This is a genomic window from Oleiphilus sp. HI0079 (assembly GCF_001635105.1).
Genome location: NZ_LWFT01000532.1, coordinates 1 through 12,222, shown reverse-complemented (window position 1 = coordinate 12,222; position 12,222 = coordinate 1). Strand labels below are relative to the sequence as shown.

The following is a 12,222-nucleotide window of genomic DNA, read 5'->3' as shown; positions in this document are numbered from 1 at the left end:
CTACCAGAACGTGAGGCAGTGTCGGCAGCTTATTGAGCTGTAGCTGCTTTAAAAGCTTTTGTGAATTGGGCGGCATGTTAGTAAAAAATAATCTTTTATGGCTATTCACTCAGCTTAGACAATATTCCTTAAAAATTAAAAGTTTGCCGATTCTTTTTTATGTAGAGCATTAACCGTCTGGACGCTTTGTGTTCGAATTGATGTTTTTTTAAGCGCTGTCAATCCTTTTTCTTACTTAGCAAACTCATTAGAATTAGTCGCTAATAAAGATAACTCTCGCCCATCGAAATTATATGTTTCCTCGCGGTGCGGCCTGAACAATTATAAAGCGAGCAAGATGAACGTCGTTAAATTAGAAAAAACGAAATCCTCTCCACGTATCCCGCGCGTTTTAGCTATCACCGGTGGCAAGGGCGGTGTTGGTAAAACTAGCGTATCCGTAAATCTCGCAATCGCTCTGGCAAGGACTGGTTCAAAGGTGTGTTTGTTTGACGCGGATACTGGTCTGGCCAACATCAATGTGATGCTGGGCTTGCATCCGGCTTACACATTAGAGCATCTATTCACCGGTGAAAAATCGATACACGATATTTTGCTTGAGGGCCCTGCGGGTATCGACATTATCCCCGGAGCATCTGGATTTGCCCAATGTGTAGAGTTGGGCGTGAAAGAACAGCGCCGCCTAGTTGAGTCCATCAGTGAGTTAGAGCCAAAGTACGATTACATGCTTGTGGATACTGCTGCGGGTATCTCCCCAACCGTCTTGCACTTTATCGCCGCATCACAAATAGCCGCCGTTGTCATTACTCCTGAACCGACATCGCTAACAGACGCATTCTCTTTATTGAAGGTGTTGAGACGCCGAGGTTATCGTCGCAAAGTCGAGGTTATTGTAAACATGGCCTCAAACGCGCGACAAGCGGACAAGGTCTACCGTCGGTTCGAAGCGGCGGTGAAAAAGTATCTGGGACTGCAAACTGAGCAATTGGGCGCCCTATGGATGGATGAGAGCATGAGAACAGCTGTTTCCTTGCAGCGACCCGTTACTTTGTTCTCAAAAGAAGATCCTTCCGCAAAAGGTTTTTATCGTTTAGCGGAAAAGTTAGACAACTTGTTTGCAGGCCCCAAGGTGCCAAAACTTGCTTTTAGTTCTTATTGGAAAAAGCTTGTAGAGCGTTCGCAGGAGCTAGCAAGCAAAAAGGCAGAGCAGGAAGCCGCAGAGCGTGCACGTTATTCTTATACCTCTCCTTATTCTAACAACGCGCAGCCGCCTGTTTCGAGTCCCGATGTATCTCGTCCAGACGGCTTTCAGGTCAGAGAAAATAAACCAGCAATGGTTGTTGATTTGAACTCGAAGTCTTATCAAGAGTCTCTGTCTCAAGTGCAAAAACAGATTCTTGCGCAAAATAGTGGTTCTGCTGATGATCAATCCAGAACTTCAGAGAGTGAGCCTGCTGCTGGAGCGCGTAAGCCGTCAGACGAATTGCTGTCAGATGCTTCCGAAAATGCTTGGGTTGATTTACGCATTCGTATGAATCGTTTTTTTACTGACCCGAACACGACGCCGGAACAAGTTACAACGCTGATATCGAGCTGTATTTATGCGTATGGTGATCGTCTAGGTGATTCTGCCATCGACCTGCTGCATGGTTTGCTGAGTACATTAACGCCCGCATCCTTGAATGCAGAACATCGTCTCTTGTTGAGTGCCGAATACGAGCGTCTGGGCTTGGCGGATAGTGGAATAAGAGGCGCGTCTGAACCCGCATCGGTCACATCAAATTCAGAAGGCATTGATAACGAGGTGATTGAGGTTCAAGAGGCGGCTGCTGACGCGGTTTATGATGAGAGAGGCTTCGGTTCGCAAGCGAGTTTGGCTGAGCAGATTAGAAGTTCATCGAATAGTGTTCCGCTCGAGACCTTACTCGAGTCGATAAAATACGCCTCCCTGGTTGACTCAAGTCAGGACTGAGCGTAGTTTTTTGGTGCTGACAATATTGGGTTTGGCGCCTCAGCTTAAAGCAGATAACTAAGCGGATTGCTTCGAGAAGGATTGCTGACCCTCCACAGAACAATAAGAGGAAAAGCAATGTCGGAGCATCACGTCTATCCAGTCCCCGCAGATTTAGAAGCGTCTTCAAGCATTAATGAGAAGACTTATTTTGACATGTATAACGCTTCTATGGACGATCCCGATGCGTTCTGGGCTGAGCAGGCCAAGCGCATTGATTGGTTCAAGCCATTTAGCAAAGTGAAAGACGTTTCCTTTGCCTCTAAAGATCTTCATATTCGTTGGTTCGAAGACGGCGTCTTGAACGCTTCTTACAATTGCCTTGATCGTCATCTTGAAGAGAGAGCAGATCAGACGGCTATTATCTACGAGGGTGATGACCCCTCTGTTTCTGAACATATCTCTTATAGAGCTTTGTATGAGCGCGTATGCCGTTTGGCGAATGGCTTGCGAGAACTGGGTGTTCAAAAAGGCGATATTGTCACAATTTATATGCCGATGGTGCCCGAAACAGGTATAGCGATGCTTGCCTGTGCCCGAGTTGGTGCGGTGCACTCGGTTGTCTTTGGTGGTTTTTCCCCGGAAGCGCTTGCTGCCCGTATTGAGGATGGTCAGTCGAAATGGGTGATTACGGCGGATGAGGGAATCCGCGGCGGTAAGGCGATTCCACTTAAGAAAAATGTAGATCAAGCTTTGTCGATTGGGCAGCTTGATGTAGTGCAAAAGGTGATCGTGCTTAATCGCACTGGCGGCAGTGTCGATATGCTGGAAGGTCGAGATGTTTGGATGCATGCGTTGTCTGAGCGTCAAAGCAGTGAGTGTGAGCCTGAGCCAATGGATGCTGAAGATCCTTTGTTTATGTTGTACACGTCTGGCTCGACTGGAAAGCCAAAAGGCGTTTTGCATACAACCGGTGGTTATCTAACCTATGCGTCATTCACGCATGAAAAGGTGTTTGACTATCGCTCTGGCGAAGTTTACTGGTGTACGGCTGATTTTGGCTGGATAACTGGGCATACCTACATTCTGTATGGACCACTTTGTAACGGTGCTACCAGCGTCTTGTTTGAAGGGGTTCCAAACTATCCGGATGCTTCGAGGTTTTGGCAAGTTGTTGAAAAGCATCAAGTAAATATTTTTTATACTGCGCCGACGGCTATTCGTGCATTGATGGCCGCAGGAGACGATAAGGTGTCGGCGCACAGTCGCGACAGCATCCGCTTACTAGGCTCTGTGGGTGAGCCAATCAACCCTGAAGCTTGGGAATGGTACTACGAAGTGGTTGGTGAGAAGCGTTGTCCCATTGTGGATACATGGTGGCAAACGGAAACAGGAGGAATCTTGATTTCTCCGATACCCGGTGCGACAGCGCTCAAGCCGGGCTCGGCTTCTCGCCCTTTGTTTGGCGTAAATGCCGCTATCGTGGACAACGAGGGCAACCTTCTTGAGGGTGAGTGTGAGGGCAACCTCGTGCTACTTGATAGTTGGCCGGGTCAGATGCGAACAGTGTATGGAGACCATGCGCGTTTTATACAAACTTACTTCTCAAACTATGAGGGTATGTATTTCACGGGTGATGGAGCTCGCCGCGATGCAGATGGCTACTATTGGATTACCGGGCGCGTAGACGATGTTTTGAACGTGTCAGGGCATCGTATGGGCACGGCAGAAATTGAGAGTGCTCTAGTCGCTCATCCTGCGGTTGCGGAAGCCGCGGTTGTTGGCTATCCGCACGATATTAAAGGGCAGGGCATATATGTTTACGTTTCTATGATGGCGAATGCGGATGTTAGTGACGTTGATGCGTTGATCAGTGATTTGAAAAACTGGGTACGAAAAGAGATTGGACCTGTTGCATCGCCAGACTTGATTCAGATAGCGAGCGGCTTACCGAAGACGAGGTCCGGTAAAATTATGCGGCGTATTCTTCGCAAGATTGCGGCAAACGAACATGACAGCTTGGGAGATACGTCGACTCTAGCCGATCCAAGTGTCGTCGATACGTTGATCGACGGACGCTTGAATCGTTGAGCGTGGGATGGTGAATCGTCTTAGAAGTTAGAAAGGGCGCTCATTGAGCGCTCTTTTTTCTTGAGCAAGGTATCAATAAGCGAAGGTTCGCTTTTTTTCGAAGGCTCTGCTTCCTCATACCCGCTCACAATGATGAGATTTGATCCTTTTTTGTTCACTCGGTTGGAGTAAAACTGTTTAAAGGTATCGATCTTTAGTGCCGATACGGCGTCAATCAATTTCTGTTTACTATCGAAGCTGTAGTTTTGCTTGTCAATTTCGCTCCAATAACGATTACTCCGCTGTCCGATGTTGGTCTCTTTTTCCTCAAGTCGTGAGATGACGGCTTTTTTGTAGCGCTCAAAATCGGTTTCGAGCAACGCATCAATGCGTGGTTTTTCCGCCTCTAGGAAGCGAACGGTTTCATCTACGATCTTACTTGCTGGCGTGCTAGGGGACTGCACGATAAACGCTATCCCCGGAATTTCAAGCATTGGAAATGGGGTTGCAAAGACGATGTAGCCTAGCTGCTTCTCGGTGCGCAGTTGACCATAGTAATCATTGCTAATCGCTTGAGACAATACGCCATACAGGGCGCGTTCTGAGTAGTCCTTGGATTCACCTTGCATGTAGAAAACCATGCTGGTGTCAGGGTGGTCGATGGTTAGAGATATTGCCCAGTCTGCCTCTCCCTCTAAGTTAACAACTTGCGCTCGCTCTACCTTCTGAATCTTAGCGCTGGAAAGCAGGTGCTCCTTCACCAGTGCTGCCATACTCTCGGTTTGCTCTTTGTCGACGTTGCCATTGCTGAGGATGGCGGTATCAATGATGGAGAAAAATAGCTCTTTGAAAGACCGGAGCGTATTGATATCAATATTGTCGAGAGCGGCAAGTTTTTCCTCAGAAGACCAAGAAGGAGTAAGTACGCTTTCTTGTAAGGACTTAATGGCCTGTTGGAACGGTTTTTGTTCCTTTTCATTTTCTAATGAACGCTCTAGGCGCTCTTTGATGTTGTCAAAGCGCTCTTCTCGGAGAGGGCTCGTCTTTAAATTCTGAAGAATGGTTGCGAGGAGAACGTGTTGCTTATCGTTATAGCCGGCAATTTTTACGGTTACGCCACGAACGTGTTTATAGAGGTCATAGCTTAGTCCTGCAAGATAAGCTGGGTAGGAATATTCTACGAGGTTGTCGATCATCATGGAGACGAGAAGTTGGGTCATGACCATGTGCTCAACACGGTCCATTGCATAAGGTGATCTGACGCTCAAGAAAAACGTTGACTTGGGCGTCCCAAACTCCGTGTCGGTTGCGTGCCAAAGCTCAATACCATCTGCTGCATCAAGCTGCCTAGGGATGCTGTCATTTGTTACAGAGACTAAATCGGTATTGTCAGGGATAAATGCGTTGGGTTCGGGTAAGGCTAACGCTTCTAGAGGGCTTGCTTTTCTCAATTGATTGGTAAGGCTGATGGAGAGCGGCGCTACGGAATAAGGGGCTTTAAACCATGTAGTTTCTTTGTCCGTTTTTAGTCCCTGGGCTTTAACGCTTACTAAAACATTATCTGGTTTGAGATAGCTTAAGTAGTCTTCGATCAGTTCGGGCTTGAAGTCATTTAATTGGTAGAAAGCCGAGAGTACTTCGTGTGGTTTGAAGTCGTGTAATGTGGCGGAAAGAGAGCGAACGTAGCTCAGAGCTGGCGATTTCTCTTTAAATTTGAACCCGATGTCAGATAACTTGGCTTGCTCATCAAAGTAAAGCTTGGTGATGCCTTTCTGGTTCAGCAGTTCGATATAGCTAAATACCATCCCCATTATCTCATCCTGTTTCTTCAGGCCGCTTTCGGTTAGAGACATAGTGATAATAAACATGGCGTGCGCGCCGGTATCAAATTGCGTACCAGCCGACAGAGTATCAACAAGTTGTTTGTCTTTTAGTGCAGACAGGAGGCTTCCTTTTCCTTCATGTCCAATCAGGTTGGCTATGTAGCCCATTGGCTGAGAGTGAATGTGGTTCTTTGTTGATGGGATGGGGAAGCTCAAAGAAAGCGAGCGTGAATCCATCACACTCTCTACTTGGAGTTTTGCTGGTAGAAAACCACCCGCGAAAAACGGCTCGGTAATCGTTTTAACAGGAAGGTTTTTGTTTGGTATATCGGAAAAACGCGTTTCGACCCATTTCGCTAGCGTGCTCAGATCTTCTTTTCCCAGTACCGTAAGTTTCATTCGGTTGGCAGAGTATTGTACATCATAGAAATCGAGCAACGCAGATCTAAGCGTTTTACCTTCTTTGTCCACCAGTGTTTCGAGGTTACCAACGGCAAAGCGCTTGTAGGGGTGATTTGGAGCAAGCGTCGTTTTCAAGCTCTCTAGGTAACGCCGCCCGTCATCTTGGATCTTAGAGCTGTATTCTGAGTGAACGGCATTTACCTCTCGTTGAACATACTCTTGATTGAACAGGGGAGCAGTGAATTGTTGCGAAAACCGGTCTAAAGCTTCTTCTAAATAGTCCGCATTGACATCAAAAAAATAGTTTGTGTTCTGAAGAGATGTGTAAGCGTTATGCCCGCCACCATGCTCGCTGATAAATTTCTGGTAGGCATCGGGCTCTGGGTATTTGGCTGTGCCAAGAAAAAGCATATGCTCTAAGAAGTGTGCAAGGCCCGGGTAGTCTTCGGGGTCATCAGAGCTTCCTACATGAATATCCAAAGATGCGGCAGCTTTGTCGGCATCCTCATCTGAGATAAGCATTACATCTAGATTGTTATCAAGAGTGAAGTACGCGTATTCACGATGGTCATTGGGGCTTTTAATAACGTCCGTTTTTAACTCGGATGAGAAGGCTAATTGTGAAAAGCAGACAGTGAGAACATAGATAACAGATAGCTTGAATCGCATTAGCACTGGATGGAGCTCCTTGTTGATGCGGTGGAGAAAGTCTCTAGCTTATCAAGTCGTCGTTGCAGGTAAAGTGATAACGTCTTCATTCCATGTAATTGTTCCAAGCTCTCATATTATTCACTTGATAAAAAATGGAGTTGTTGCTCTAGGATGTTGTGAACTATATTGAGTGTATCGTGGCTAGTTGCAATCAAGGGCGATCACCTCCCTTAAACATATAGCCCTTTAAATAAAACTAAGAATCGCTCGATCATAGAGCATACAGTCTGCAACATTTAAGGATTAGATCATGAGTTATTTCGTAACCGGTGGAACCGGCTTCATCGGACGTTTTTTAGTGGAAAAGCTTCTTGCGCGCGGTGAGAAGATTTACTTGCTAATGCAAGATACCAGCATGCATAAATATGATGCATTGTTAGAGCGTCTTGGTGCGACTTCGAAGCAAGTTATTGCAGTGAATGGCTCGCTCACTAAAAAGAATCTTGGTATTTCCAAAGCAGATATGGACAAGCTCAAAGGTGACGTTACGAATTTTTATCACCTCGCCGCTATCTATGATTTATATGCTCCTGCAGAGGTGCAAGAAGCCGTCAACATTGAAGGTACACGCAACGCTATTGCTGCCGCTAAAGCGATGAAAGCAGGGTGCTTCAACCACGTCAGTTCAATCGCCGCTGCAGGTTTGTATCGTGGTATTTTCCGTGAGGATATGTTTGAAGAGGCGCAAAAACTAAACAACCCATACCTAAAAACCAAGCACGAATCTGAGAAAATTGTTCGAGAGGAGTGCAAGGTGCCTTGGCGCGTATACCGCCCTGGTATGGTGGTTGGACACTCTAAAACAGGCGAGATCGATAAGGTTGATGGCCCGTATTACTTTTTCAAAATGCTGCAAAAAATTCGCAGTGCAATCCCTCAGTGGATGCCTACAGTAGGTATCGAGGGCGGGCGTATGAACATCGTTCCCGTAGACTACGTTGTTGATTCGTTAGAGTATATTTCTCACGTTGAAGGCGAAGATGGTGGTTGTTTTCATTTGACTGATCCAGAGCCTCATAAATTGGGCGAGGTTCTCAACATATTCGCGAAAGCGGGGCATGCGCCAACCATGGCGATGCGTATTGACGCACAAATGTTTGGCTTCATTCCATCGATGCTGCGTAACGGTGTTAAAAACCTGCCACCAGTCAAACGCTTGACCAAAGCATTTTTAAATGACTTTGGTGTTCCCGAATCTGCGGTTGAGTTTATCAATTACCCTACGAGGTTTGATTCGCGTGAAACAGAGCGTGTGCTCAAAGGTTCAGGGATAGAGTGTCCGAATCTTGAAACATACTCCGCGCCGATTTGGGATTTCTGGGAGCGCAATCTCGATCCAGATCTATATAAAGATCGCACCCTGCGAGGCACGGTGGAAGGAAAGGTCTGTGTAATTACAGGCGCCACCTCAGGAATTGGGTTGGCGACAGCCCGTAAGTTGGCTGAAGCTGGTGCGATTACATGTATTGCAGCGAGAACAAAAGAAACGCTTGATGAAGTGAAGCACGAGCTTGAGCAAGCTGGTGGCGATGTTCACGCATATCAATGTGACTTCGCAAACATGGAAGACTGTGACCGCTTTGTTGCAGAGGTGTTGAAAGATCATGACCACGTAGACTATTTGGTAAATAATGCTGGACGCTCAATTCGTCGTTCAATCAATCTTTCATTTGATCGCTTCCACGATTTTGAGCGTACGATGCAGCTCAACTATTTTGGTTCATTGCGTCTGATTATGGGCTTTGCTCCTAAAATGCTTGAAAATAAAAGAGGCCATATTGTTAATATTTCGTCGATCGGTACCTTGACGAATGCGCCGCGTTTCTCTGCTTACGTTGCGTCGAAATCTGCGCTAGATGCCTTTTCTCGTTGTGCTGCTGCGGAGTTCTCGGACAGCAATGTTACCTTTACAACGATTAATATGCCGTTGGTGCGTACGCCAATGATTGGGCCTACGAAAATTTATGACTCTGTGCCTACTTTGACGCCTGAAGAAGCGGCAGATATGATCGCAGAAGCTATTATTTATCGCCCTAAACGAATCGCGACGCGATTGGGCATCTCCGCTCAGGTTCTGCATGCTTTGGTGCCGAAGGCGGGCGAGATCATTATGAATACGGGTTACAAAATGTTCCCAGACTCAGCTGCGGCGCAGGGTAAGGATCAGACGTCGGATAAGCCTAAAGTCTCTACTGAGCAAATGGCGTTTGCGGCTATCATGCGTGGCATACATTGGTAGTGACTTGCCAATGTGTTTGTTGAAATCCCGGCCTTGTGCCGGGATTTTTTGTTATTGGCCTGGTTGAAAAACGCTCTGATTATTGGTCATTTTAAAATGTAATAGAACAGTAGTTGGAGTCAGCAGGCAGTAGCGTTAACATAAGCGCGGGTTTCACCTCGAGAGAGGAATGTTTTTATAATTTCAACCAAAATAATTTGGAGATAATAAATGAGCGTATTAGTCGGCAAGCAAGCACCTGACTTTACAGTACCAGCAGTACTAGGTGATGGTTCAATCGTGGACGAGCTTACTCTTTCAGAAGCAATCAAGGGTAAGTACGGTTTGGTTTTCTTCTACCCGTTGGACTTCACTTTTGTTTGTCCTTCTGAGTTGATCGCGCTTGATCACCGTATGGATGATTTTAAGGAGCGTGGAGTTGAAGTAATCGGCGTTTCTATCGACTCCCACTTTACACACAACGCATGGAGAAACACTCCTGTTGATAAAGGCGGTATTGGTGCTGTTCGTTACACCCTAGCTGCGGATATGAATCACGACATTTGTAAAGCATACGATGTGGAGTCTGAGGGTGGTGTAGCATTCCGTGGTGCATTTCTCATCGACAAAGAAGGCATGGTTCGTTCGCAAATCGTCAATGACCTTCCATTAGGTCGTAATATGGATGAATTAATTCGTTTGGTTGATGCACTTCAATTCCACGAAGAGCATGGCGAAGTATGCCCTGCAGGCTGGAACAAAGGCGACAAAGGGATGGATGCTTCTCCCGACGGTGTTGCTAAGTACCTTTCAGAGAATGCTGAAGGTTTATAAGTCTTAGCGTTAAGACAAAAAAGCCGAGCGTTTAGCTCGGCTTTTTTGTTACTGGCTGAATGATCTATTTTGCATTAGCTGCGCTTAGTATGTTATCGGCCAACCGCCTAGGGTTTTCCATTTATTGATGATCGTGCAGAAAAGTTCGGCTGTTTTTTCAGTATCGTATTTTGCGGAGTGGGCCTCATGACCGTCAAAATCGATTTTGGCTGCAGCGCATGCTTTTGCAAGTACAGTCTGGCCAAAGGCCAATGCCGAAAGTGTATTGGTATCAAAGCTAGAAAAGGGATGGAATGGATTGCGTTTTATTTCAGCTCGCTCTGCTGCTGCGAAGACAAAACCGTGGTCAAAAGAAGAGTTATGGCCAACCAAAATGGCTCTTGTGCATCCGGTGCTTTTAACGGCTCTTCTAATCGGCGTAAAAATTTTGTCCAATGCGACCTTTTCAGGTTGTGCATTTCTATAAGGGCAATGAGGGTCTATACCTGTAAATTCAAGCGCTGACTTTTCGAGGTTAGCTCCTCTGAACGGCTCAACGTTGCAGTGCACAGTCTCTTTCCTATAGAGATTACCATCACTGTCCATATCAAGAATGACGGCTGCAATTTCGAGCAAGGCATCTGTCTTGGAATTGAACCCTGCTGTCTCTACATCGATCACAACGGGAAGAAAACCGCGAAACCGTGATGCTATGGAATGAGAATTGCTATCTTCGTTATCATTACAATCGTGTTCTGGGGAATTTAGGTCTGACACGCTTTATCCTTACTACCGTCACTCGCATAGACGAGTATAACAGAGCTATATTGATATTTGATGCGTCCGAGGCAAAGAATTGCCTGTATCGGCGTAATGCTGCCATATGAAGAAGGGATGACCGTTGTTGAAGAATGCCGTTTTGACACTTATAGGTCTCGTGCTATCTAGTCAAAGCTTCGCTGAACAAGAGCAAGAGCTTCGATTTCTAGCGCCTATTGACCGCAGTGAGTGGTATATATCTACTTCAATTTTTGAGTGCAGTATTATTCACGAAATTCCTCGTTACGGGCAGGGGATTTTTTATCATGAGGCTGGCGAAGAGCTCTTTTTCTATTCGCAGACAACGTCCAATCCAATGAAGCCGGGTGAGGCGGCGCTCGTTATCGAGGCTTCATCTTGGCGTCCAGGGAATGTCGTGCGTGATCTTGGCTATGCCAAAGTGGTTGATAGCGATAAGCCGATCTCTGTAGAGAGCCGTCGAGCGCAAGATATGATGAAGGGTTTGCTTGAGGGTATGAGCCCTACATTTACTCGACAAGCTTGGTATAGCAATGCATCGGTTCGTTTGTCGTTAAATAGCATTGGTTTTGCTAGCGTTCATGGCGCGTACCTGGATTGTATCTCCTCGCTTCTTCCAGTGAACTTCAGGCAAGTCGAGAGGACACGTGTCCATTTTGAGGTCGACAAATCGATTTTGTTGTCGAGTGACAAAAAGAACCTCGACATGGTTGTTTTATACGTTAAAGCCGATAGCACAGTGACGGCAATATACGTGGATGGTCATACCGATTCTTCGGGCAGACGTATTTATAACCGCCGACTATCAAAAGAACGCGCAGAGACAGTGACTCGTTATTTAACGAGCAAGGGTGTTAACGCCGATATGATTCAAACGCGTTATCACGGAGAGCGTTACCCGGTTGCCGATAATACCACCGTGCCCAATAAAGCGAAGAACCGACGCAGTACTGTTCGACTTGTTCGCGGTGAAAGCCTTTCTATGCCGACAAAAGAAGCCCCCGAGGGCGAGCTGAATTAGACATCGTCCTTGGTTGTTTTTCGGACGCCTTTTTCAGTAGAATACGCACCCCCTATATTTAGCGAACTCTATTACGGCACTTGGAGCATTTATGTCGAAGATAAACAAGGTTGTTTTGGCCTATTCTGGTGGTCTGGACACTTCCGTTATCGTCAAATGGTTGAACGAAGAGTACGGCTGTGAAGTCGTAACTTATACTGCAGACCTTGGTCAGGGCGAAGAAGTTGAGCCAGCCCGGGCGAAAGCCGAAGCGCTAGGTGTAAAAGAAATTTACATCGAAGACGTACGTGAAGAGTTCGTGCGTGACTATGTCTACCCGATGTTCCGCGCCAATACGATCTATGAAGGTGAATACCTTTTGGGTACATCCATAGCGCGCCCACTCATTGCTAAGCGTTTGATTGAAATCGCCAAT

At 46.4% G+C, this 12,222-nt stretch carries 8 protein-coding genes; 6 read left to right on the top strand and 2 right to left on the bottom strand.

All coding sequences use genetic code 11. The annotated features are described in order from the left end of the window. Positions 1-337: 337 nt before the first annotated feature. Positions 338-1,972, top strand: coding sequence for a MinD/ParA family protein (locus A3750_RS07930; protein WP_068458454.1), 1,635 nt, complete (start codon positions 338-340; stop codon positions 1,970-1,972). 117 nt (positions 1,973-2,089) lie between these two features. After that, a complete protein-coding gene (gene acs / locus A3750_RS07925; protein WP_068458452.1) occupies positions 2,090-4,042 on the top strand; it encodes an acetate--CoA ligase in 1,953 nt (650 codons plus the stop codon). A gap of 20 nt (positions 4,043-4,062) precedes the next feature. Here acs and A3750_RS07920 read toward each other — a convergent pair whose 3' ends face one another. Next, positions 4,063-6,915, bottom strand: a complete 2,853-nt coding sequence (locus tag A3750_RS07920) for an insulinase family protein (protein ID WP_068458450.1) — start codon at positions 6,913-6,915, stop codon at positions 4,063-4,065. A gap of 292 nt (positions 6,916-7,207) precedes the next feature. On the opposite strand from A3750_RS07920, the gene A3750_RS07915 reads away from it, so the two are divergent. Together A3750_RS07915 and A3750_RS07910 are read left to right on the top strand one after the other, a co-directional pair. Next, positions 7,208-9,196, top strand: coding sequence for an SDR family oxidoreductase (locus A3750_RS07915; protein WP_068458448.1), 1,989 nt, complete (start codon positions 7,208-7,210; stop codon positions 9,194-9,196). 210 nt (positions 9,197-9,406) lie between these two features. Continuing rightward, entirely contained in the window at positions 9,407-10,009 is a 603-nt protein-coding gene (locus A3750_RS07910) for a peroxiredoxin (RefSeq protein WP_068458446.1), read from the top strand. Between the two features lie 84 nt (positions 10,010-10,093). On the opposite strand, the gene rnt is transcribed toward A3750_RS07910, so the two are convergent. After that, entirely contained in the window at positions 10,094-10,702 is a 609-nt protein-coding gene (gene rnt / locus A3750_RS07905) for a ribonuclease T (protein ID WP_231871764.1), read from the bottom strand. Between the two features lie 205 nt (positions 10,703-10,907). On the opposite strand from rnt, the gene A3750_RS07900 reads away from it, so the two are divergent. Together A3750_RS07900 and A3750_RS07895 are read left to right on the top strand one after the other, a co-directional pair. Beyond that, complete coding sequence (locus tag A3750_RS07900) at positions 10,908-11,807, top strand: OmpA family protein (RefSeq protein WP_068522504.1); 900 nt, start codon at positions 10,908-10,910, stop codon at positions 11,805-11,807. A 91-nt stretch (positions 11,808-11,898) separates the two neighbouring features. Further along, on the top strand, positions 11,899-12,222 hold a 324-nt coding region (locus tag A3750_RS07895), incomplete at its 3' end, for an argininosuccinate synthase domain-containing protein (RefSeq protein WP_197474955.1).